The following is a 25,785-nucleotide window of genomic DNA, read 5'->3' as shown; positions in this document are numbered from 1 at the left end:
AGAATATTATTAAACATTTAAGGAGGTTACCTCATGAAACTTACGGAAAGTCAATCACTAGAATTAAAGCGTGAATTTACTGCTGACTTAAAAAAAGAAATTATAGCCTTCGCTAATAGCTCCGGAGGAAGGATTTATATTGGTGTAGATGATAATGGCGATGTTGTTGGCATTGATAATATAGATAAAGTTTCTTTACAAATATCAAGTATGGTTCGTGATTCAATCAAACCAGATATAACCATGTTTATAAACTATGAATTTAAAAACATTGAAGATAAAAATATAATAGTAATTTTAATCGAACGTGGTACTGATAGACCTTATTATATCGGTGAAAAGGGATTAAAACCTTCTGGTGTCTATGTACGCCAAGGTTCATCATCAGTTCCAGCATCTGAAAATGCAATCAGACAAATGATTAAAGAGACTGATGGTGATAAATTTGAAAATCTTCGTTCTATGAATCAGGATTTAAGCTTTTGCTCTACTTTGAATGAATTTAAAAATAGAAGTATAGATCTAAGTGATACCCAAATGAAGACCTTAGGTATAATTAATGAAGATAATTTATATACAAATTTAGGTTTACTACTTTCAGATCAATGTTCCCATACTATTAAAGTAGCCGTATTTGACGGTATTGATAAAAGTAAGTTTAAAGATAGACGAGAATTTTCCGGTTCCTTACTTAAGCAATTAAATGATGTATATGAATATATAGATATATTTAATAAAATAAAGGCTGAATTTTTAGGACTTCAACGTATGGATACTAGAGACTATTCAAGTGAAACCCTTCGTGAAGCATTACTAAACTCAGTTGTTCACAGAGAATATTCTTTTAGTGGCAGTACTCTTATAAATATATATGTTGATAGAATTGAATTTATTTCAATTGGAGGTCTTGTAAAAGGCATCTCTATAAATGATATTTTGCTTGGTATATCCCAAGCTAGGAATGAAAAACTTGCTGCTATCTTCTACCGATTAAGGTTAATTGAAGCTTATGGAACAGGTATTTCTAAAATTATGAATGCTTACAAAGACTTCCTAAGAGAACCCGAATTAAAAGTGTCTGATAATGCCTTTGTTATTTCACTACCAAATTTCAACTTTAGTTCTGATTTAATTGGTAGTGAAAACTATGAAGAAAATATAATGGAGCACTTAACTTCTCATCAAAGCATTTCTAGAAAAGAACTCGAAAAACTTTTTAATCTTGGTCAAACAATGGCTGGTAGAATGCTGAAGTCTATGGTAGATAAAGACTTATTAAAATCTATTGGTTCAGGTAGCTCTATAAGATATGTGAAACTATAGTTGTGTTTTTTCAATAGATAAAATTATAATTTAGTGTCTATCTAACACTCCTCTTGTCATTGTGTTAGATAGTGTTAGATAGCAGAAAAACCCACAGCTTCATTTTAGCTGTGGGTCTTCTTATTCTTATTCTTATTCTTATTCTTATTCTTATTCTTATTCTTGTATATTATCTACATATGTTGCCACTTACAAACTACACCGCAGTTTCTACTTCATTGTCCATTTCAAGCATAGCCTTATCTAATTTTTTCATTTCACCCTTAAACATTAGGCTTGTTATTATAAATGATAGACCATCACTAACTGGTCCTGCCATCCACACGCCTGTAAGTCCAAGTATACCGCCTCCTGGAAGTGGTATTCTTGGTAAAATTATAATACATGGTATTAGTAATAATACCTGTCTTAATAAACTTAGGAACATAGATTTTTTAGCTTTACCTATACATGAGAAGTAATTACTTCTTATTACCTGTGGTCCTACAACCATAATCATGCAAAGATATACCCTCATTCCATGTTTTGTGATTTCTAACAACTGTGGATCTGAGTTAAATGCTTGTATCAAAATACCCGGTATTAACTCTATAACTAAGAATCCTACGAGAGCAATTATTGTAGCTGCAATCTGCGGATATCTAATTGCTTCTTTAACCCTATGAAATTTCTTTGCTCCATAGTTATATCCAACAATTGGTTGCATACCCTGATTAAGCCCAAATATCGGCATTAAGAATATCATTGCTATACTATTAACTATAGTCATTGCGCCTATTGCTAAGTCTCCACCATATATGCTCAATGAATTATTTGATATAACTTGAACTAAACTTGCCGCAATTTGCATACTAAATGGAGATATACCAATGGCAAATATGCTTAATATATATTCCTTTTTCAGTTTAAAGTTTTTGAATTTTACCTTTAAATTTGCATTTCCTCTTAAGAAGAAACTAACACCCCAAATTGCTGAACAAATTTGAGCAATTACTGTGGCAATGGCTCCACCTCTAACTCCCATTCCAAGGGTGAATATAAATATTGGATCTAATATTATATTTACTATAGCTCCTATAAGCATTGATGCCATTGCAATGTTAGGGCTTCCACTAGCTCTTATTGTATGAGTAAGTCCAAAGCTTAGCATGTTAAATATGGTACCAATAAATATGATTTGCATGTAATCTTCTGCATATCCAATAGTACTTTCACTCGCTCCAAATAAGCTTAATATATCTTTACCCCAAATTAAGCCTATAACTGTTATAGCCACACTTATGATTATTATTAGCGTAAATGCATTTCCCAAAATTTTCTCAGCTTCATCCTTCTTTTGCTGTCCCAGTTTTATAGATATAGTTGTTGCTGTACCTATTCCAATAAGCATACCAAATCCTAGTATAATTGTTGATATTGGCATAGCTACTCCAATACCTGTTATAGCTAACTTTCCTACTTCAGGTATATGCCCTATGAACATTCTATCTATAATATTATAAAAAGCATTAACTAGCATTCCTATAATTGCTGGTATTGAAAATTTAATCAATAATTTGGTTATTTTCTCTTCTCCTAATTGATTTTGTCTTGCCATGTTGTTTCCCCTTTCCAATTTAAATTATTTGGGCATCTTAAAATAAATGACAAGTCAAAGATGTGAATAATACTTTTAGTTAGACAAGTAAGCAGATTCTACAGATGGTAGACCATCTACGGGTCTGCTGACGCAGTATAACTCAAAATAGTCCTACATACTGACTTGTTTATTTTTTAAAGATGCCTTATTCATAATAATACAAGGTTAATATCATCAACCTTGCTCACTAAGTAATCCTTATATCCACACAGAGTCTACGTAAGAGGAATTCCCCACTCCAATTGAATATTAGAAGAATTTATCTATGGTCGTGTCAACTCTAACATCACCACAAAATATATGAGCGTTACAGGGATTAGACATTAGATAATCTCTTTTTTATTAACTTTACTTAATTATACACCTTATTTTACAACTCTTCAATTATATATTTCGACTCCCTAACAATTTAATATACGTTAGGCTATGTTTTATCCTTTTAAAATCTCTTAGGTCTCTTATCCCCGCTTTCACATCCTAAGTTCTATATTTTATATTCCTATAAAATATAGATGGCTATGTTTTATTAGACTGTTGAATTTGGACATCAATATTATCAAAGTTCACACCATTACCAGAACCTCTGGTAAATTAGAGTCTGAAGGTGTTATCCTAGATACTATGAAGTCATTATCAAGTCTGATTTAAAACATAGCCTTTAATTAAATTTATTCTTACCTAGTCTTCGATTACTTACTTACTTACTTACTTACTTCCACTAATGCCTTAAATATTGGAAGCATCTCTTTGCTACCTACTAGCATCATCTCTGGATGCCATTGTGTACCCACTACAAATCTCTTACCTTCCATTTCTACAGCTTCAACTCCATTATCTGCGGAATTAGCTACAACCCTTAACCCTTTTCCTATTGTCTTTATAGATTGATGATGATAACTATTAACAAGGACATTTTCACCAATCAATTTATAAAGCTTAGAATTCTTATCAATTTTTACGCTATGACAATAATCATATCTTTTTCCATCTTGTGCATGCTTTATTGCATCCTTATCTTGAGATGGTAAATCTTGATATAAGGTACCACCTAAAACTACATTTAAAAGTTGTAGCCCTCTGCATATACCTAATATAGGTTTATCCATATCTATTAATTTCTTCGTTAGCTTTATTTGATAGTTATCTAATTCATTATTAACAACACCTAATTTTATATGTGGTTCCTCATTATAAAAAATCGGATTTATGTCTACTCCACCTGATAGTATGAATCCATCACAAACTTCACTAAATCTATCAATATCTTCATCATCAACTGTTGGCGGAATTAGTAATGGTGTACCACCAGCTTCCTTTACTGCATTTACATAGTCAAAATTCACATATACTCTATCTACTCCTGCAAAATCCCCGCTGCTTATAGTAAATATACTTGTAAAAATCCCTATTGTTGGTTTCATATTTTTTCCCCCTCCATGAATAAATCACCCTATAATATATGTATCTATGTATATTTTAACATTAAATTATTACTAATTTCTAACTTTAAATTTTTAATTTTTAATTTTTAATTTTTAATTTTTAATTTTTAATCCCCCAAAGCATTATTGCCGCAAATCCATTTCTGGCTTTGCGGCAATAATATAAGTCTACTTTTAACACTTTTCATAGTGATTATTTTAGTTAAACAAATCTTCTAGTTCCTTCTCATTCATTGAGGATAGCGTTAAATCTGTATGTTCTTCTCCATCTAAGACTTGCTCTATAATTTCTTTTTTCTTTTCCTGAATATTATATATTTTTTCTTCTATAGTTCCCTTTGCTATAAGCTTAATTACTTCCACTGTATTCTTCTGTCCAATTCTATGTGCTCTATCTACAGCTTGCTCTTCAACAGCTGGATTCCACCATGGATCAAAGTGAATTACCATGTCTGCGGAGGTTAGATTTAATCCTGTTCCTCCTGCTTTTAAAGAAATTAGAAATACTGCTGGTTCTCCACTATTAAATTCATTTACTAAATTCATTCTATCTTTAGATGGAACTGATCCATCTAAATACATAGTGTTTATACCTTTTTTCTTTAATTTTTCTCTAATACTTCCAAGGATTGTTGTAAATTGAGAGAATAACAGCACCTTATGATTATTTTCTAGTGATTCCTCTAAAATATCATATAGAGCTATATATTTCCCACTGTCACCCTCATAGTTTTCTATAAATGAAGCTGGATCGCAACAAATTTGTCTCAACCTTGTAATTAAAGATAGAATTTTCATCCTACTCTTATTAAATCCATTCTCTTTAATTTCTTTTCTCATTTCCTCTTTATAAGAATCTACATAGGAGTAGTAAAGTTTTTTCTGCTCCTTCGTCATGTCCACGATTATTTTATGTTCAATCTTTGGTGGTAATTCAAGGGCTACATCTTTTTTAAACCGTCTTAATATAAATGGTCTTATAAGCTTTAAAAGCTCTTTAAGAGCATCCTGATTTTTATCCTTCACAATTGGTACCTCAAAGGTTTTATTAAACTTGCCATGAGTTTTTAAATATCCTGGCATTACAAAGTCAAATATAGACCATAACTCTGTCAGTGAGTTTTCTATAGGCGTTCCCGTCATTGCAAATTTAACCTTACATTTAAGTTCTTTTACAGATTGTGCATTTATTGAAGTTGGATTCTTAATGTATTGAGCTTCATCAATTATACAAATATCAAAGTTTTTCTTTTCATAGTATTCTATATCTCTTCTTATTAAAGCATAAGATGTTACTATTACATCATAGTCATCAACACTTTCCATGAGAGCTTCTCGCTCACCTTTAGTCCCACTTATTGCCACTACTTTTAAATCCTTAGAGAATTTTTCAAACTCCATAACCCAGTTATATACAAGTGACGTTGGACATATTATAAGAGCTTTGTCCTTAAGTCTACCTTCTTCCTTTTCTGAAGTTATATAGGTTATTGCTTGAAGGGTTTTTCCAAGTCCCATCTCATCCCCTAGTATTCCTCCAAACCCGCAAGCTGCTTGGGTTTTGAACCACTTATATCCAGTCTCTTGATAGGATCTTAGCACCTTTTCCATTTCCGTTGGAACTATATATTCATTACTATTTATATCTTTTATAGTATCTATAAGACTTTTAAAGCTTTTATTTCTTGACATAAACCCAAGATTTCCATTATTAATCTTGTCATCTATATATAAGGCTGCATACTTTGGTAAGACCACATCTCCATTTGCTAGTTTTGTAGTTGATATATCAAAGTTCTCGATTATTGATTGAATATCATTAATTGCACTTCCCTTTAGTGGGATTATTGAACCATTTTTAAGTTTATGATATTTTCTTCTTTGTTTGATGGAATTTAAAGTATCCTTTAGCTCATCCTTTGAAACTCCCTCTATATTAAAGTTGAACTCTAGAAGGTCCATATCATTTAATTTAATTCCTGATTTAAATATCTTTGCACTTAAAACCTTTATATCCTTAAAGCTATCTGAGTAATATACTTCCCCTAATTTCGTTAATTCCTCTACCCCATAGGTTAAGAATTCAACTAAATCATCCTCATCTTCTATATAGAAATTCTTATCACTTCCTTTAAATCCAAGGTTTGTTATACTTGATATAATCTCTCTTTCCCTAGGCAAATCTCTAATGATTATATTATTATCCTTATCACCTATTTGAATTTCTTTTTTATCTGTTGAATTTCCATCTAAAAGTGACTTAGTATTCTCAGTAGATTTACTTTCTGCAGATTCCTTCGACTTAAAATAATAGAAGCTTTCATCCCCATAATTAAATTTCACATCACAGATGGTTCTATTATTATCTTTATCTAGGTAGAATGCTGTTTCAAGGGTTTCTTCTTTTATAATTTCCTTAATTTTTTCATCCTTCATGACAATTGGTGTTAGATTTTTTAGCTTTGGCAATAAAAAATTCGCTACATCACTAATGCTTTGCTTTCTAAATGATATAGTGCTCTCTTGACCCTTTGAAAAAGCTTTGTATAAAGGATTAAAATCTTCTCTCTGTTTTTCAGATAAAAGGTATAACACATTATTTAGGTAATAAAGCCCTACTTCCTCACATACACCTTTTGGTGTATCTCCATTCATGTCTATACTAAGATTCTCTCCATTCATAAACATATAAAAACTCATTGGCATATTACCCTTTGAAATTGTCACATTTTTGACCACTTCTCCAGTATAATCTAGATTAATAGTTTTACCATTTTTTATATTGAAAAGCTTTTTTAACTGCCCTTCGGTAAGAAAAACTCTCTTCCCACTAAAAAATACAGACCTACTTGTATATGTTCTATTCATAACTTCTAGATTTAAATCATAGACTTCCTTTACGATTTCTAGGATTTCTTTATCCTCTTCCCTAAATTTATATCTATTATTTGTATACTGAAGCTCCTTACCAAAACTTATGGTTCCTCCACCTTTATAAATGCATTCTATAAATTCCCTAATATTCTTCACCACGTATAATCTACTAGTTCCAACCTTAATCTCCAAATGAAAACTCTTTGTCTTCTGCCCATAATGTTCTACTCCAACAATTAGCGCCAAATCCATGTTCAATAATTCTCTTTCAGAATTTTTCCCCTCATTCTCAAAGCTGCTTTTACAAGCTTCTAACAGTTCCTCTTCACTAGATTTAGGAACATTTATACCCCTGCCCTTTACCCCTTCTTTATTCAATTTTATAAGAACTGCTCCAAGATGTTTACACATATGATACTGCTGAAATCCTTGACAGGTACAATTGGGATATAATTTGTAATTTTTGTTGTTAATAAGCAAATCCACCTTGTAATTATTTACATCATATGCAGACTGAACTACACCTGTAACAGATAGTGTATTTATTGTGTCTTCATTTATCTTTATATTTGTAACCTTATTTCTAAGGTACATATCCATAGCTCTATTGTATATTACACTTCCACATACATCTCTAATTTCACCTAATGTCATATCAAAACCCATAATTTCATGTCTCCTAATACTATTTTGTGTCTTTCAAACATAGGATTCCTATATTTTTTCACCGACTTAGTGAACTGGAATCCATTTTAATTTTGCACTATCCTATATTATATACCTTTTTCCCACTTTATAGTTAACTTATTTCTTTAACACAACAAAAAAACTACTTAACGTAGCTTTTTTTTAATAACTATAATTTTTCAATCATATTTAATCTAATAATTTAACCATCTCTAATCTATGGTGATCATGCTTAATATTTGCTTCATAAATCCATGTCAAATCCGTTATTTACTACAGCCTTATATATCACGAAATATTAAGTATACTTCTTCTTCACCCTTTACAGCATCTGCATCTAATTCAACATAAATAGTCCACTCTGTCATATCCATAGTTCCAATTTCCGGAACCTTTCTTCCGATATAAACGTAAATTTTATTTCCATCTTTCACAACTTTCTCAACTTTATCTCTAATTGATCCACTAGTTTCACTAATAGTAATAGCAATCAAAGATTTTCTCTTGAAAAACTCTTCATCATGTTTTTTTACATCACTTTGAATACTACTTAACATAGATGTTGGCTCACTACGTAACTGTAATTCCGAAACCTTTAACCCATGTGATTCTAAGTCCTGTAAGGTTTTACAGATTGTTATAATGGGATATTTCTTTTCAATGCTATATTTTCCCGTTCTAACATAGCTTGCTTCAAATGAAAGTTCAGTACCTGATTCTGATGGATATTTTATTGGATGATTTGGTATTTCTTTTTTATTAGAAGTATCTCCCTTCTCTCCATTTATAGGATTCTCTTCTATAAGGCCACTTGATACATTAGCTACCTCTTCACTTACCCCTTTACTTCTACATCCTGAAAAACCAAATCCCATTATAGGTATTAACATAGCACAAGCTAATCTAACTCCACACTTTTTCATCATACCATCCTCCATCTAGGTGTATATAGGAATTAATATCCCTACACACTAATCTTCACTTTATATACGAGTCTCTATATAGAGAAGTATGTGCTTTTATCATAAAATTATAAGCTAAATTCTATTTTTAACCTTAGATTAATAACTTTTTTTACATAGTCTTTATTTCTTTGTTGTTACAAATATTGAAGTAATTATCGAATGACAATAGTATTACATTTTTCTCACTTTTCTTATTTTTTTCAATAGTTTTTTTTCATTTTTCTTTTAGTCCAAATTAATTTGTATGGAACATAGTTTAACGCCCCTAAACATCTACTTTATCACCACCATACTAAATTCATAGTTCCATTACCTTGATTTGTTAAACTTGTTTTGTCTGTATCTACGTATACAGATTTAATTTCACATTCAGTATAGAATTTAAAGGACAAAAGTATACTTTGATGGAAGGATGGTTTAAGATGATTAAATTAATCGGTATTGTAATTGTTATTATAGGTTTTTCACTAAAATTAGATACTATTGCTGTAGTATTAACTGCAGGAGTTTTAACAGGACTTGTTGCTAATCTAAGCATTAGTGAAATATTAACTACTCTAGGTACAACATTTGTAGCTCAAAGAGCTATTACATTATTCATATTAACTTTACCAGTAATAGGTATGTGTGAAAGATATGGACTTAAAGAAAGAGCCGCAACCCTTATAGGCAATGCTAAATCTCTTTCAGTTGGAAAACTTCTTAGTCTTTATGCAGTTATAAGACAACTTGCTGCTGCTCTTTCAATTAGAATGAGTGGACATCCTCAATTTGTTAGACCTTTAGTAAATCCTATGGCACAGGGTGCTGCTACAAGTAATTTTGGACAAATTGATAAAAAAGATGAAGACAAAATTAAAGCTTCTGCCGCTGCCATGGAAAACTTCGGAAATTTCTTTGGACAAAACTTATTTCTAGCTAGTTCTGGTGTACTTCTAATTGCTAGTACTCTACAAGAACAAGGATATATAGTAGAAGGAATTGATGTAGCTAAAGCTTCAATACCTGTGGCTATAATAATATTCTTAATGGTACTTGTACAAAACTATATGCTAGATAAATCTCTAATAAAAAAATATTCTAAGAAAGATAAGTAAAGGAGGATTCATTTATGGATATAAAAGCATTATCAAATTTTTTACTTGAAATATTTTATGCACTAGTTGGATTCCTAATGATTTCCCTTGCAGTTTATACTGCTTTAAATAAAGAGCATAAAGCAAGAATAGGAACAACTCTATTCTGGTCTATACTAGGTATTGTATTTGCAGCTGGTAAATATATAAGACCTGATCTTGTTGGTATTTTAATCATAATACTTGGATGTTTAACGGTTTCCAAGCAAGTTAAAATGTTGCCATCAAAACCTCTGGATTCAGAATTTGCTAAAACTCAGGCTGAAAAGCTTAAGAATAAAGTATTCTTACCACCTCTAGTAATTGCTATTGTAGCTTTAGGAGTTACTCAGTTCACTGAAATTAGTGGTACTGCTGCTATAGGTATTGCTGCTCTTGTGGCTATTGTATCAACATTAATTATAGTAAAAGCTCATCCTAAATTTATTGTAGAAGATGGCGCTAGAATGGTTGACTCAGTTGGACCTGTAAGTATACTACCTCAACTTCTTACTGCACTTGGAGCTCTATTCACGGCTGCTGGAGTTGGACCTGTTATCGCTGGTATGATATCAAGCTTTATACCAGATGGTAATATATTTATTGGAGTAACTGCATACTGTTTAGGTATGGCTGTATTTACAATGATAATGGGCAATGCATATGCTGCTTTCGCAGTTATAACTGCTGGTATAGGCGTACCTTTTGTATTTGTTCATGGAGCTAACCCTGCAATCGCTGGAGCCTTAGCTTTAACTGCTGGTTACTGTGGAACTTTAATGTCACCAATGGGAGCTAATTTTAACATAATGCCTGCTGCTCTTCTAGAAATAGATGATAAGAATGCAATTATTAAAAGACAATTCCCGATAGCTATGATATTACTAGTAATCCATATTGGACTTATGTACTTCCTAGCTTTCTAGACAATGTAAAATTTCATATACATTTTGAAATTAATATTTCGCATTTAAATTAGATATTGCACCTATATTTTATGTGTTAGATAAATTTCAAACTATACAACTTTAATAATAAATAATTATTAAAACTTAGTACTCTTATTTGCAGCTTCGATTGTTAATTTAACTTTTAGATATGTATGTAAGAGTACTTTTAAATACCTTATATTAAAATATTACAAAATAAAAGGAGGTGAACTTTAATGAAGGTATTCCGCCTTCATTAAAGAAATATATGAAAGTTCTAATAACTGGTTTTGACCCATTTGGTGGAGAAAAATTGAATCCTGCCTTAGAGGCAGTTAAATTACTTCCAGATACAATCGCTGGTGCAGATGTTATAAAAGTAGAAATCCCTACTGTATTTAACAAGTCTGTCGATGCATTAGAAAAGTTTATCGAAGAGCATAGACCTTCAGCAGTCATCTGTGTTGGACAAGCTGGTGGTAGATTTGCTGTTATGCCTGAAAGAGTGGCCATAAACGTAGATGATGCTAGAATTAAGGATAATGAAGGAAATCAACCTATTGACATAAAAATTAAAGAAGATGGTGAGAATGCATACTTTACTACTCTTCCTATAAAAGCTATGGTTAAAAATATGGTTGACAATGGACTTCCTGGCGCTGTTTCAAACACTGCTGGAACCTTCGTATGCAACCACATAATGTATGGACTTTTATACCTTGCAGATAAGAAGTACCCTGGTATGAAGGGTGGATTTATCCATGTTCCATATGTTCCAAATCAAATAATTGCAAAACCAAACACACCTTATATGAATCTTCAAGACATTTCAAAATCTCTTGAACTTTGTATTGAAGCAATTGTTGAAAATGATGTAGACATTAAAACTGTTGGCGGTACTATATGCTAACTTAAATTTTAAATTTGAAAAAATCACAGTCTAGACAAAATTTATAGTTCTAGTGCTGTGATTTTATATATATATGTTTTAATTAAATTTAAACATTTGACTTTTTAGAACTCCATTAAGGATTTTATACTAATTTTAAATTCTAGATTCTAAATTGCACATAATTAATTAAAATTTATATATTTTCTTGCTATGTAACACTCAATATAAAATCTCATAGTATAATATCATAGTAATATTTAGGTGATTTTATGCCTTATGGTTTAGATTCTAGTCAATTAGTTTTAGTTGCAACAATTATTTCAATTTATATTTCAAAAGATAAATCTTGTGACCAAATAGATTTAATAGGTAATATTTTTACACTTATAGGCGCAAATCTTTTAACCCTTTCTTCTAGTTGCGCTATTCAAGATACTGAAAACAAATCCAATGATACTGAAGATCGTTGTTGATATGAAAATATGTCCACTTGTAAAAACTAATAATACTTACTCATATGAATACTTATTCTATTACTAAAACGGTAGTATTAGAATAAGTATTTAGCTATTTTTACTATAAATATGTTATGCTTACAACTTAAAGATTTTTAATTATATACATTTAGAACTTATATTTTTAATTAAAATCTGTTTATTTTTAATCAGTTAGCGCACCATATACTATATATTATAAAAAACATAGTTGTAAAGGATGGTTTAATTTATGTACGAAGAATACTTTAACTATACTCCTCAAGAAAAAATGAGAACATTTTTCCTAAGGGAACTGGCTTCCCAAGGCTTGTTAAAACACTATAAAAAAAATGATCAAGTAGATTATTACTCTAATTCAAAACTTTCTATTGTAGTTAAGGGTAAATTGAAAATTTGTATCTATACTAAAAGTGGACTTGAGAAAATTTTATTTTTTCTACTTCCTGGAGAAATCTATGGAGAAGAAAGCTTATTTTATCCGCATATAGATATAACTCCTGTTCCTCTTGAGGATACAACAATTTCCTTCATTGATAACGATGTTCTTGAAGAATATATGGCTTCTAACTCTATGTGCTATAGCTATTTCTTTCAGAGCATTTTAAGGAAATATCAAATATCTTTATTTCAAATGGGCGACTTACTAAAACATTCACCTCAAACCCAAATTTGCTCAGCCCTTAGCAGAATGGCTATACAAAGTATTGAATCCACTGACTCTAACACTAAAAATATAGGTGAAATAATCATCCCACTAACCCATGAAGTCATAGCTAATCTTATTGGCTGCTCTAGAGTTACAGTTACTAGAGTTCTTAATGACCTTAGAAAATTAGGCATAATTGATACTTCACATAAAGAATTTAAAATTTTAGATTTAGAAAGACTTAAAAATCTTTCTGAATAAATTATATTCAAATACAATTTATTTCGCTGCTGCCTTTGAAAATATTTAATTTTACACTCATTATTTCCTACTTAAACTAAGTAAAATCATATATATCCATAAAACAATATATTTTATAATATGTTATAAAATTACACAATATGATATAATATTATATCGTCTATTTATTGCATTATTATAATGCACTTATAATATATTTTAGTAAAGGTAGGTTATACAATGAATAATAGTAATATTGCATTAGAAATATCAAGACTTATTAGTGATGCAAAGCCTTTTATATACAATACTCCTAATAAAGCTTATGCAATTTTAGAAAAGGCTTATAACTTATCGCTAAAAAACAATTTAAAATCTGAAGAAGGATATTGTCTTATTAATATTGCACTCACTCATAGATCTATTTCAAATATAACTGATTGGATAAGCTGCGCCCATAAGGCCCTTGATATTTTTCAAGATTTAGATGAAAAATCTGGTATTATTAGTTCTTTAAACCTTCTTGGTTCTGCATATTTTCATGTCAATTTATATGAAGATTCTCTATTCTACTATCTAAAATGCTTAGATTTATGTTCATTAGAAAACTTTAGCTATATATACATTTGTGTTCTTAACAACATTGGAGAAATATATAGAACTACATCCCAATATTCTAAAGCTCTAGAGTACTATAACCAAGGGCTAACAATTTCTGAAAGCTACTATTACCCTAATGCGGTATCAGCTATTTTACTTAATGTTGGACAAGTTTTATTAAATGCTTCTGATCATGCTAATGCATTGATTAAATTACAACTTAGTTATGACATATCAATCAGTTTAAATGATGTTGTTCTTATAGGTGAGGTAGAAACTATATTAGGAGATTACTACAGTAAGCTTAATAATTACACTAAAGCAATGTATTATTATACTAATGCTCTAAATCACTTGAAAAGTGTTGAAAACAAGTATTACTCTATAGATTTACTTATAGGTATGGGAAGTTTAAATTTAAATATTAATACTGAATGTGCCCTTAAATATTTTGATAAAGCTATTAATCTTGCTATCGATTTAAATATTAAACCCAAACTTAGTAAAGTATATCTTTTACTTTCAAATCATTTTGAAAAAATTTCTGACTACAAAAATTCCCTTTACTATCATAAAAAATACCATGAAATTCAAGTTAATATATCTTCCTCTATAATTGCAAATAAACTTGAAATTTTGAAAATACAATGTGAATCTACTGTAGACGTTGAAAAAATCGATCATATCAAGCACCTAAATAGACGTCTTGAACTAGAGATTTTATCTCAAAATAAAAAATTAGAATACATAGAAAAAGAAAATATAAATCTTAAATATAAAGCTTTAAAGGATTCTCTCACTAACATTCCAAATAGATATGCCATCAATTCCCATCTAAACAGTATTTGGGATTCATCAAGTAATAGCAACGATTATCTTGTATTTTTTATGATTGATATTGATAATTTTAAAATATATAATGATTTTTGGGGACATTTAAAAGGAGACTCTTGCCTTGAAACCGTTGCAAAATGTATTAATGATATACAAAATACTCATGATGATTTTTGCGGTAGATATGGTGGTGAGGAATTTGTTTACATAGCTAAAGGTTTAACTTATACCGAAGCAACTGATCTTGGTGAGCTAATCAGAGAAAGTATTTTTAATCTTAATATAAAATATAGCTCTGATCTAGATGGCCCCAATGTTACTATTAGTGTTGGTGGATCATATGGTACAGTTGAAGCTTTTGCATCTACCCGTAACATGATAGATATGGCTGATTATGAACTCTATAATTGTAAAAATTCTGGTAAAAATAAAGTTTCTGTGAAAAATATTTTAATTTAAGGATAGAGGATGTAATATTTTATTTACATCCTCTACTTCGTATGTTTAAGAAGTAATCGTCATCTCTTAAAAGTATTAGTATCTTTTCCACTTAAAATCTTATTCATAATGTAAAGTAAATTTGCCTAAGGGACTATCTCAACTTGAATATGTTATCAAGTCATTTTGAAAGCTGACTTAAACATAAATCAATATTCTTGAGACAGTCCCTTCTCCTATTTTCACAGATTCATCACAAATTCCCCATTAACTCATTATAATTATCCCTTAATATTAAAATATAATATATTAAGAGGATGGTGTTTATTTATGAAAAAAACTTTACTTGCCCTTACACTTGTTGCTTCTTTGGCTATCGGTACTTCAATGATTGCATCTGCAGCTGATGGTGCTACTTCAGTTCCACCAACTAATGAAACTTCCGTTTCCACAAATCTTTCAACTGAAGAGCTTAAAGCAAATATGAAAGCTGCAAAATTTGAGAAAATTGATAATTTAATTAAAGATGGACGTATAACTGCTGAAAAAGGTGAAGAACTTAAATCAACCATAGGTGAAAAAATTGATAACTGTGTTAACCCTGGTAGTGGCAATGGTGAAAAATCGGGTGATTGCAATGGTTTTAAAATCGGCAAAGGTAAATGCGTTACACCTGGTAGCGAAAACTGTGCTACTCCTGGCAATGGCAACGGTGAAGGGCTTGGAAAAGGTATGGGCCATAAAAGTAATAAGGGATGTAAATAATAATATCCTTGTAAAGCTATTTACTATGGTAAGTAGCTTTATATTTTTATATAATTAACATAAGGCTATGTTTTAAATCAGTATTAATAAGGACTTCATTATATTATATAATCTAACCCCTTTCAGACTCTTTCAAATGGTATTATGATGAGATAATTCCGGGACAACATTAAAGTCCAATTTTAACATTCTATTAAACCATATCCTAAAATAAAAATTTATCTCAGTGTTTGGAGTGAATATTATATATGAATAAACGTATTTTAATAGTTGAAGATGAAAAAAAGCTTAGTCAAGTTATGAAGCTATACCTAGAAAAAGAGGGTTATGACATAACTCTTGCCTTTGATGGTGAAGAAGGTGAAGATGCTTTATACCAAGATTTTGATCTCATTATACTAGATGTGATGATGCCCAAAAAAGATGGTTGGTCACTCCTTAGAAAAATAAAAAAAGAAACTAATACCCCTGTGATTCTAACTACTGCTAGAGGTGAAGAAGATGATAGAATTTTTGGCCTTGAACTTGGAGCAGAGGACTATATGGTTAAGCCAATTAGTATGAAGGAGCTAGTCCTTAGAGTTAAATTAAGAATAAAATCCCTTAACGACAATAAACCTCTTATTCTAGATAATATGATTATAGAAGAAAAGCGAAGAACTGTCATTGAGGATAATATAGAAATTCCTCTTACCCCTAAAGAGTTTGATTTAGTGTTTCACTTTTCAAATAACCCAAACATTGTATTTACTAGACTTCAACTTCTACAAAATGTTTGGGACATAAACTTTGAGGGTGATGGTCGTACTGTTGATACCCATGTGAAAAATTTAAGAGAAAAAATATCCTACTTCAACACCCACTTAAAAACTGTGTGGGGCGTAGGCTATAAATTGGAGTAGATTATGGATAAAATCACAAAAAAACTCATTTCCTACTTTGTTTTAGTTACTGCAATCGTAGTTATTATTTCATCAATTATAATAAGTTTTTTTCTTTCAAAAATCTATATTAACATTCAATATAACGAGCTTGAGATTGCTACCAATAAAATCTACGAGCTTATAAGTGATGGTAACTCTACTGTTAATTATCAAAACTATAATTTGGATAATATTAGTGCTGTCCTTGTTAAAGATGGTAATATTCAAAACATTTGTGGAAAAATGTATGGAATTTCAAAAAAAATCATTGATACGAATACCAATGACATATTTGAAAATCACGTTGGTGAAAAATTTATATCCTTCAAAAGCTCTACTGATATTGGGGACATAATTGCATTTAAAAGCTATGACGATACCTCACAGTATATTAAATACATTAATCTAATCCTATGTATAGTTTTTTTAGTTTCACTTATATTTTCAATACTAATAGGATTATTTCTTGGAAAGAGATTTACTACCCCTATACTTAAACTAAAAAAAGCTGCCCTTGAAATTTCTAATGAAAACTTCAATGTAGACTTAGATGTAAATACTAAGGATGAAATTCAAGACCTCTCGCAAAGTTTAAAAGCCATGAGTGAGGAACTTAATCATAAAAATACTCTTCAAAAGGAATTTATAGCTAATGTAAGTCATGATTTTAAAACTCCCCTTGCCATCATCAGGGGGTATAGTGAAGCTATTAAAGATGGCTTAGTAACTGAAAACGATGCAAAAGAATATAGTAATGATATTATTACTGAAGTTGATAGACTAAATGCTTTAGTTCTAGGTATCCTTGAAGTATCAAAATATCGTGAAGGTAAAAAAAATCTAAATCTACAATCAGTGCCTCTTGATGAATATTTAAATGATATATGGAACAGATTTACCCTAGGTCATAAGAATATCCACGAAAATTTTCACCTAATGATTGACGACTCCATTAATGCTGTGATTGTAACTTTTGATCCCGAGGAAATAAGTAGAGTTCTTTATAACTTCCTTACAAATTCAATATCTCACAGTACTCCTGATACCGATATAATCCTAAAAGCTATTTCAACGAATTCTAGTATTAAAATTTCAGTTATAGACTATGGTGAAGGCATATCCAAAGAACATCTAACTGATGTATGGACTAGGTATTATAAAGGCAAAGATAGTGGTGGAATGGGTCTTGGGCTACCTATTTGCTCAGAGATTTTAAAAGCACATGGCTTTAATTATAATGCTGAAAGTACAATTGGAAATGGTAGCGAATTTTATTTTGAAATTCCTACCAAATCCTAATTTTATTTTCTCTATACTATAGACTAGTTATATTATAGTTTTGTTTTTTGAATCTTAAAAAGTATTATATCTTTACGAAAAATTCTAAAACTACATGTGGAAATATAAAGGAATCTTTCTATCTAGTACTTTTAATTAAATCTTATTTCCAATGATCATATTCTATATTTTTAATATAGCTATCATATTCTCAATATATCTACCATATTCTCAACCTATATACTATTTTCAAATTACATAAATATATTATCGTTATATTGCTAATACTATTAGGTGTAATTTAGGGTCCCAAAATCTTTTAAAATACTTAGAATAATTCACAAAGAAAATTTATATTAATGGGACCTTACTCTACTTACTCTAAAGGAGGATATTTAATGAAAAGTAAAATAATATGTGGAATTTTAACTGCAATTATAGGTCTTAGTATGGTTTCTATTACTGCCTTTGCAAAAACCCCTGATAGCTTTAATGCACCTACTATGAATGAGGCTGAAACAATATGCAAAGATCCTAAATGTCATAAAGGTTATGCTAAACTTGTAAGTGCTATGATGAGTCTTGTAGAGAAGAAAGTTTTTTCTACAGCCGATATCGAAAAAGTACATACTTATTATAACAAATTGCAAACTTCAGACCCTGAATCAATTCCTACTACAGATATTGGATTGTTAGATGCATTGCTAAAAGCCAATGTAATTACTAAGGTTCAATATGACCAAGTAGCTGCTCTGTTAAAATAATTTTATAAAAAAAGCATCTCTACTTACATATGCTCACCATTGTAATAAAAAGTTTTTATTGTTAAAACTATCTACTACAAAAGGATTATATGGTTAAAAAGATGCTTTTTTATATTTAGGCTTGTAAAAACTCCACTTGGATATACGAATCACTTTATAACTTTTTTCCTAGTTTTAACTTCCCTATGAAGTCTCACAAAGAATTTAAATGTTGTAGATGATAACATTATCCCAAAAGCAATTGCTCCACCTATAATTATAGTCATAATTGAAGTTGATGATGCTAATTGATAATCTTGATCTACTATATTAATTATTGTATTATATGCCATTACTCCTGGTACTAATGGAAATATTCCTGGTATTGAAAATTGCATATTTGGAGTCTTAAGTCGTCTCGACATAACCTCACTATACATTCCAACAGCAAATGCCCCTAGAAAACTTGCCATAATTGGGCTTTCTCCATATCTAAATACAATAAGATATATTCCCCATCCAAGTGCTCCTGATATCCCCGCCCAAAATAACTTTTTTCTATCTATATTAAATAAAATTGCCGGGAATATACTTCCAAAGAATGCTAATATAATTTGTTTCATCATATATTTAAGCTCCTATTCCTAACGCTAACGCTGTCCCAATTCCTGCCCCAATAGCGGTTATAATTAACATTGCTTCCCCAAACTTAGCAATGCCTGAAGTAAAATCTCCATAAATAACATCCTTAATTCCATTTGTAAGTGCAACTCCAGGTAGCAGTACCATTATAGCACCTAAAATAATATTATCCTTACTCACAACATGTATAATTCTGTCAAATACTAAACTTACACTTCCTATTACGAATCCTGAAAAGAAAAATACAAAAAACTGAAAAAATCCTATATTCGATACCTTGTCCACCATATAGTAAATTATCATTCCTATAATCGCTGATATTATTGCATCATAAATTGTTCCATTAAAGAATAGTGAATATATAAATGATGTCATTCCTCCAGCAAATACTCTAAGTGGCAACTTAAACTCTGGCACTTCTCTTATTTCTGTTAACCTTTTTGTAGCCTGTTCATATGTAAGAATTTCATCTTGAAGATTCCTTGAAAATCCATTTACCATCTCAATAATGTATAAATCAACTCTCTTTGTTCTAATCTTTTTTAAAGACGTTACCCGTTCCTGTTCCTCACCTAGTATTGATATAAAAATCCCCTTTGCCGTGGTGATACACTCACATTTATAATTATATGCCCCACATATCCTTTCAATAGTTTCCTCTACTCTGTAAGATTCAGATCCACTACTTATAAGCAGCTCCCCTGCTGAAAGAGCTATCTCTAATACTTTTTTAGCTTCCATGGTGTCCCCCTTAATACCCGTTACCTATTTTAAAAGTTACTTATGTATATGTATTAATTTAATAATATCATCTTTTGGGAATTATATATATATATGAATGAATTTACAATTAGATTTTTCAATGTTAGTATTCATAACTATGAATTATCTTTATAAAACTCTCCCCCTATTAAATATATTAAAATTAAATTCACTTTATATGGATTTAAGATGAAAAAAGATGAGCGATTAATCACTCATCTTTCACATTATGAATTTTGATATTTAATATATAGTGTCTAACTAAATCGATACATCTTACATTTGAAAATCCGTAAGGATTTTATACTTAACTTTAAATTCTAAATTTAAAATCTTTAATTCATAATTCATAATTCATAATTCATACCTAGCCCACTTCTTGATTTTCAAACTGACTGTTATATAGTGAAGCATAGAATCCATTAGCTTTTAATAATTCTATATGGTTTCCTTGTTCTACAATATCTCCATCCTTCATTACAAGAATTAAATCAGCATCTCTTATTGTAGATAATCTATGAGCTATTACAAAGCTAGTTCTGCCCTTCATAAGGTTTTCCATAGCCTTTTGAATCAATACCTCTGTACGAGTATCAACTGAGCTAGTAGCCTCATCTAGAATTAGAATCTTCGGATCTGCAAGAATTGCACGCGCTATAGTCAATAATTGCTTTTGACCTGCTGATACGTTGTTAGCTTCCTCATTAAGAACCATGTTATATCCATCTGGAAGAGTTTTAACAAAATGATCTACATGGGCTGCCTTTGCTGCATTAATAACTTCTTCATCTGTAGCACCTAGTTTAGCATATCTTATATTTTCTTTAATTGAACCATTAAATAACCAGGTATCTTGAAGTACCATGCCAAAAATACTACGAAGATCTTCACGATTAAAGTCTTCTACATTATGACCATCAATTAAAATTTCTCCACTATTTATATCATAGAATCTCATTAAAAGCTTAACCATTGTTGTCTTCCCTGCTCCAGTTGGTCCAACTATGGCAACCTTTTGTCCTGGTTTAACATTTGCTGTAAAGTCATTTATAATGATTTTGTCTTCACTATACCCAAAGTGAACATTTTCAAAAGAAACTTCGCCTTGAATTTCTTCACCATCTTCACTTATTGCTGCTCTAACAGCTGGATCTTCTGATTGGATGAAATCTCTTTTTATATTTACAGGATTTTCAGCAAACTGTACTTCTTCTGCCTCTGCTAAGAATTCAAACACCCTCTCTGCAGCCGCTGCAGTTGATTGCATTAGATTTGCAACCTGAGCTGTTTGTGCAATTGGTTGAGAGAATGATCTTACATATTGGATAAATGATTGAATATCTCCAACCTGAATTTTCCCTTTAATAGCAAGCCAGCCTCCTAGTATTGATACCATAACATAACCTAAGTTTCCTATGAATGTCATAATCGGCATCATCATACCTGATAAAAATTGTGATCTCCAAGCAGAATCATATAGTTTATCATTTAAATTATTAAACTTCGCTATAGCATCAGCTTCTCCATTAAATGCCTTTACTATATTATGACCACCATAAATCTCCTCAACTTCACCGTTAACATTACCTAAATATTCTTGTTGAGACTTAAAATATTTTTGGGATTTTTTCACAACTATAGATATCATAAGTCCTGATATTGGCAATATTAATAATGCAGCCAAGGTCATGTATAAACTTATGGATATCATCATTATAAGTACCCCAATTAAGGTTGTAATTGCAGTAATAACTTGTGTCATACTTTGGTTTAAGTTTTGACTTACAGTATCTACATCATTAGTTACCCTAGATAATACTTCCCCATGAGTTTTGCTATCAAAGTACTTAAGTGGCATACGATTAATTTTTTCTGAAATTTCTTTTCTAAGATTATAAGAAACCTTTTGTGAAACCCCCGACATTATAAATCCTTGTACAACTGAGAATATAGCACTAATTCCATATAAAACTAAAAGGAATATCAAAATTTCACTGATATAAGTAAAATCTATACCTGCGCCTTCACCCGTAATTTTACTAACTAGTCCTTCAAATATATTTGTAGTTACTTTACCTAAAATCTTAGGTCCAACTATGGAGAATGCTGCACTTCCAATTGCAAATACAACTACAATTATTATTTTAAAGGTAAATGGTTTTAAATAATTACCGAGTTTCTTCATCGTCCCCTTAAAATTCTTAGCCTTTTCTCCACCACCCATCATAGAGTGTCCACCGCCCATAGGACCTCTTCCAGACCCTTTTTTCATTTTATCTTCTTTATTCATGAGCTAACTCCTCCTTTGAAAGTTGTGATAGAGCTATTTGTTTATATACCTCGCAATTTTTCATTAGCTCATTGTGAGTTCCACTGCCCGCAATCTTCCCCTCTTCAAGAACAATAATTTGTTCTGCATGTAAAATTGTACTTATTCTTTGAGCTACAATTATAACTGTACTATCTAATATTTCACGTTTTAAAGCCTTACGAAGTGTGGCATCTGTTTTAAAATCTAGAGCCGAGAAACTATCATCAAAAATATAAAGCTCAGGATCCTTAGCTATTGCTCTTGCAATAGAAAGTCTTTGTTTTTGTCCTCCTGATACATTTGTTCCCCCTTGTGATATAGATGTATTAAATCCTTCCACACTTGAAGATATAAATTCCTTAGCCTGCGCAATCTCTGACGCTCTTTCCATCTCTTCCGGTGAAAGATCAGTTTTTCCATACTTTAAGTTGGTCCCAATTGTTCCTGAGAATAATACTCCCTTTTGTGGCACATATCCTATTTTCCCTCTAAGATCATGTTGACTTACATCTTTTATATTTACTCCGTCAAATATGATTTCACCTTGAGTTACATCATAAAACCTTGGAATTAAATTAATTAACGTAGATTTTCCACTTCCTGTACTTCCAATAAATGCTGTTGTCTCTCCTGGCCTTGCAGTAAATGTAATATTGCTAAGCACATCTTCCTCTGCATTAGGATACCTAAACGCAACATTTTTAAACTGAAGTACACCTTTTTTGCTTTCCTTAAATTTCATAGGCTCCTTTGGATCTTTAACCATAAATTCTGTATTTAGAACTTCATCTATACGAGCTGCTGACACTGCTGCTCTAGGAAGCATTATAGATACCATTGAAATCATTAAGAATGACATTATAATTTGCATAGCATATTGTATGAATGCCATCATATCTCCAACTTGCATAGTTCCTGCATCAATGCTATGTGCTCCTCGCCATACTATTAATATGGTAATTCCATTCATTACCAACATCATAGTTGGCATCATTAATGACATAGTACGATTTACAAAAAGATTAGTTTTAGTTAAATCTTTATTAGCTTTATCAAACCTTTTTTCTTCATGTTTTTCTGTTCCAAAAGCACGAATTACCATCATTCCAGTAAGTATTTCACGTGTTACTAGATTCACTTTATCTACAAGTTTTTGAACCATTTTAAACTTTGGAATTACTATTGAAAATAATGAAATTACAATACTTAAAATAATTACAACGGCAAGTCCTATAATCCAGGCCATTGATGTCTCTGTATTTAGAACCTTTATAACTCCACCAATTCCTAGTATTGGTGCATAGAATACTACCCTAAGTAGCATTACCATTAGCATTTGAATTTGTTGTATATCATTTGTGCTACGAGTTATTAAAGATGCTGTTGAAAATTTATCAAGTTCTGTATTTGAAAATCCAATAACCTTTGTAAATACCTGATTTCTAAGGTTTCTTCCAAGGGATGCTGCAACCCTTGCTCCTAAATACCCTACCATAACGGTTGCTGCCATACTTACAAGGGCTATAAGCACCATAGTTCCACCTGCAGCTAGAATATATCTACCCTGCATTTTATCTGTATTTATACCAATTTCTTTATACTCTCCTCTTACATATGACACTGCAGCTTGATTTATCATAGTGTTCGGTAAGTTTTCGAAGCTTTCTTGAAATTTATCCGTAATAGTCTGTAGTTGCTCCTTTGTCATTTTTGCAAAAACTTCTAAAAGATTTGTGTCTTCAGTTATCCCCATATTAGGTGGAAACTGTGCCACCATTGCCTTTCTCATTGTTTTTGCTGATTCACTAGTTGCTTCAAAAGATTCTACTATTATCATTGGTCTACTAAATATATCATTTAGTTCTGATATAATTTCTTTATCCTTTTTCTTAGCCGTCAGCTTATAAATATTTTCAGTTTTAAGAGCTGGATATTTTTTCACATTTTTATCAAACTCTTCTCCACTAAGACTCTCCTCAGAAAGTAATGTATAATTACTTCTAATCTTAAGTTTATCTTCATCACTGATAAATAGTTCTAGATTTTCAAGCTGACTTTCTCTAATTACCTCTGGTGCTACAATTTCAACACCCCCCTGTTGAATACCTACATTTACTATTCTAGATGTGTAATCTGGTAACGAAAGATCACAGACCGCCTGAATAACTAAAAGTCCAATTATTATTATAATCGGCACTATTGACTTTTTTAAGTATTTGATTAACTTAAACATTTTCTCTCACTCCCTTTAATAAAAAAATTTGTAGTTCTAAAAATAACTCCAATAATAATTTTCATTATACAAATCCTAATTATAACTAATAATAGTATGTGCAATTTTTCATTATATTTGCAATTCTTCTCTTAATTAATTATAATAGCATTATAAGAATAATTTATGAATTTATATTAGTTTTATTAATATATTAATTATCATTATATAATGATTATAAATTTATAACCATTATAAGTCAAGGAATTTAAAATGTAAAATGTAAAATTAAAAATCAATATAAAATACTATCGAGTTTTAAATCAAATACTATAAAGAAATTCCAAAGTAGTTTCATCAACAATTTGTAATTTTCAATTCATAATTCATAATTCATAATTTATAATTTAAAATTTAAAATCAGGAGGTCAAAATGGATAATGGAAATCTAACTAAAATATCTGATGATTTATTTACCCTAATCATACAATTTCATAAAAAAATGATTAAACCTGAGGAGTTTATTAAAAGTTTACCCATCCCACCCTCTCATGTTAAAGTTATCTTTTATTTATCTCATGCAGGTTCATCGTCTGTTTCTCAAATAGCTAAAGATTTATCAATTTCGAAACCAAACATGACTCCTATAATTGATAAACTCATTGAAGAAGGCTATGTTATTAGATATGAAGATCCTAATGACAGAAGAGTACTTCGAGTAGAAGTTACATATAAAGCTCAAGAATTATTTGAACTAAAAAAACATTTAGCTAAGAGTTTGTTACAAGAGAAGATATCTACCCTATCACCGGAAGATTTAAAATCTTTAGGAACTGTAGTCAAAGAGTTTTCAAGTATAGTAGATAAGTTAAATTGAGAATTCAAAATTTAAAATTAATTATTCAACTTTTATAATTCATAATTCACAATTCATAACTTCCATTGCATAGCACATAAAAAGGTATGAAATAAAGTAAAATGGACCCCTTGTCAAGGACACAATAAAAAAAGGGGTTAAGCAACACTTA

General features: G+C 30.5%; 20 protein-coding genes. 12 read left to right on the top strand and 8 right to left on the bottom strand.

Annotation, left to right across the window (positions count from 1 at the left end):
- Positions 1–33 precede the first annotated feature (33 nt).
- On the top strand, positions 34–1,323 hold the full coding sequence (locus RSA29_RS07145) for an RNA-binding domain-containing protein (RefSeq protein WP_346943804.1): 1,290 nt from the start codon (positions 34–36) through the stop codon (positions 1,321–1,323).
- Between the two features lie 196 nt (positions 1,324–1,519).
- On the opposite strand, the gene RSA29_RS07140 is transcribed toward RSA29_RS07145, so the two are convergent.
- From RSA29_RS07140 to RSA29_RS07125, 4 genes are all read right to left on the bottom strand, one after another.
- Complete coding sequence (locus RSA29_RS07140) at positions 1,520–2,920, bottom strand: MATE family efflux transporter (protein ID WP_346933895.1); 1,401 nt, start codon at positions 2,918–2,920, stop codon at positions 1,520–1,522.
- A gap of 743 nt (positions 2,921–3,663) precedes the next feature.
- A complete protein-coding gene (locus RSA29_RS07135) occupies positions 3,664–4,383 on the bottom strand; it encodes a gamma-glutamyl-gamma-aminobutyrate hydrolase family protein (protein WP_346943805.1) in 720 nt (239 codons plus the stop codon).
- Between the two features lie 219 nt (positions 4,384–4,602).
- Positions 4,603–7,944 carry a DEAD/DEAH box helicase gene (locus tag RSA29_RS07130; RefSeq protein ID WP_346943806.1) on the bottom strand — a complete coding sequence of 1,114 codons (3,342 nt, stop codon included), beginning with the start codon at positions 7,942–7,944 and terminating at the stop codon, positions 4,603–4,605.
- A gap of 302 nt (positions 7,945–8,246) precedes the next feature.
- On the bottom strand, positions 8,247–8,891 hold the full coding sequence (locus RSA29_RS07125; protein ID WP_346943807.1) for a hypothetical protein: 645 nt from the start codon (positions 8,889–8,891) through the stop codon (positions 8,247–8,249).
- Positions 8,892–9,355: 464 nt separating this feature from the next.
- Here RSA29_RS07125 and RSA29_RS07120 point away from each other — a divergent pair, with 464 nt between their 5' ends.
- The 10 genes from RSA29_RS07120 to RSA29_RS07075 all read left to right on the top strand — a co-directional run bounded on the left by RSA29_RS07120 (position 9,356) and on the right by RSA29_RS07075 (position 18,851).
- On the top strand, positions 9,356–10,027 hold the full coding sequence (locus RSA29_RS07120; protein WP_346934495.1) for a DUF969 domain-containing protein: 672 nt from the start codon (positions 9,356–9,358) through the stop codon (positions 10,025–10,027).
- Positions 10,028–10,041: 14 nt separating this feature from the next.
- Entirely contained in the window at positions 10,042–10,971 is a 930-nt protein-coding gene (locus RSA29_RS07115; RefSeq protein ID WP_346943808.1) for a DUF979 domain-containing protein, read from the top strand.
- A gap of 271 nt (positions 10,972–11,242) precedes the next feature.
- On the top strand, positions 11,243–11,884 hold the full coding sequence (gene pcp, locus RSA29_RS07110) for a pyroglutamyl-peptidase I (protein ID WP_346943809.1): 642 nt from the start codon (positions 11,243–11,245) through the stop codon (positions 11,882–11,884).
- A gap of 251 nt (positions 11,885–12,135) precedes the next feature.
- Entirely contained in the window at positions 12,136–12,339 is a 204-nt protein-coding gene (locus RSA29_RS07105; protein ID WP_346943810.1) for a hypothetical protein, read from the top strand.
- A gap of 253 nt (positions 12,340–12,592) precedes the next feature.
- Positions 12,593–13,270, top strand: coding sequence for a Crp/Fnr family transcriptional regulator (locus RSA29_RS07100; RefSeq protein WP_346943811.1), 678 nt, complete (start codon positions 12,593–12,595; stop codon positions 13,268–13,270).
- A gap of 219 nt (positions 13,271–13,489) precedes the next feature.
- On the top strand, positions 13,490–15,142 hold the full coding sequence (locus RSA29_RS07095; protein WP_346943812.1) for a tetratricopeptide repeat-containing diguanylate cyclase: 1,653 nt from the start codon (positions 13,490–13,492) through the stop codon (positions 15,140–15,142).
- Positions 15,143–15,451: 309 nt separating this feature from the next.
- Positions 15,452–15,886, top strand: a complete 435-nt coding sequence (locus RSA29_RS07090; protein WP_346943813.1) for a hypothetical protein — start codon at positions 15,452–15,454, stop codon at positions 15,884–15,886.
- 248 nt (positions 15,887–16,134) lie between these two features.
- Positions 16,135–16,788, top strand: coding sequence for a response regulator transcription factor (locus tag RSA29_RS07085; protein WP_346943814.1), 654 nt, complete (start codon positions 16,135–16,137; stop codon positions 16,786–16,788).
- Between the two features lie 3 nt (positions 16,789–16,791).
- The gene (locus RSA29_RS07080) at positions 16,792–18,108 is read left to right on the top strand and encodes a HAMP domain-containing sensor histidine kinase (protein ID WP_346943815.1); all 1,317 of its coding nucleotides are present in this window, start codon (positions 16,792–16,794) and stop codon (positions 18,106–18,108) included.
- 377 nt (positions 18,109–18,485) lie between these two features.
- Entirely contained in the window at positions 18,486–18,851 is a 366-nt protein-coding gene (locus tag RSA29_RS07075) for a hypothetical protein (protein ID WP_346943816.1), read from the top strand.
- Between the two features lie 149 nt (positions 18,852–19,000).
- Here the strand turns inward: RSA29_RS07075 and RSA29_RS07070 are convergent, their stop codons facing one another.
- The 4 genes from RSA29_RS07070 to RSA29_RS07055 form a co-directional block, all read right to left on the bottom strand.
- Positions 19,001–19,456 carry a threonine/serine exporter family protein gene (locus tag RSA29_RS07070; protein ID WP_346943817.1) on the bottom strand — a complete coding sequence of 152 codons (456 nt, stop codon included), beginning with the start codon at positions 19,454–19,456 and terminating at the stop codon, positions 19,001–19,003.
- A gap of 4 nt (positions 19,457–19,460) precedes the next feature.
- Positions 19,461–20,213: a threonine/serine exporter family protein gene (locus RSA29_RS07065; protein WP_346933424.1), complete on the bottom strand. Its 753-nt coding sequence runs from the start codon at positions 20,211–20,213 to the stop codon at positions 19,461–19,463.
- Between the two features lie 388 nt (positions 20,214–20,601).
- Positions 20,602–22,506, bottom strand: coding sequence for an ABC transporter ATP-binding protein (locus RSA29_RS07060; RefSeq protein ID WP_346943819.1), 1,905 nt, complete (start codon positions 22,504–22,506; stop codon positions 20,602–20,604).
- 10 nt (positions 22,507–22,516) lie between these two features.
- Positions 22,517–24,778 (bottom strand): ABC transporter ATP-binding protein, encoded by a 2,262-nt coding sequence (locus RSA29_RS07055; RefSeq protein ID WP_346943818.1) that lies wholly within the window; start codon positions 24,776–24,778, stop codon positions 22,517–22,519.
- A gap of 412 nt (positions 24,779–25,190) precedes the next feature.
- Here RSA29_RS07055 and RSA29_RS07050 point away from each other — a divergent pair, with 412 nt between their 5' ends.
- Positions 25,191–25,634: a MarR family transcriptional regulator gene (locus RSA29_RS07050; RefSeq protein ID WP_346933422.1), complete on the top strand. Its 444-nt coding sequence runs from the start codon at positions 25,191–25,193 to the stop codon at positions 25,632–25,634.
- The last annotated feature ends 151 nt before the right edge of the window (positions 25,635–25,785 follow it).

This window comes from Clostridium sp. (assembly GCF_036660475.1).
In the GTDB taxonomy this organism is placed as follows: Bacteria; Bacillota; Clostridia; order Clostridiales; family Clostridiaceae; genus Clostridium_J.
This window is presented reverse-complemented; position numbering and strand designations above follow the sequence as displayed.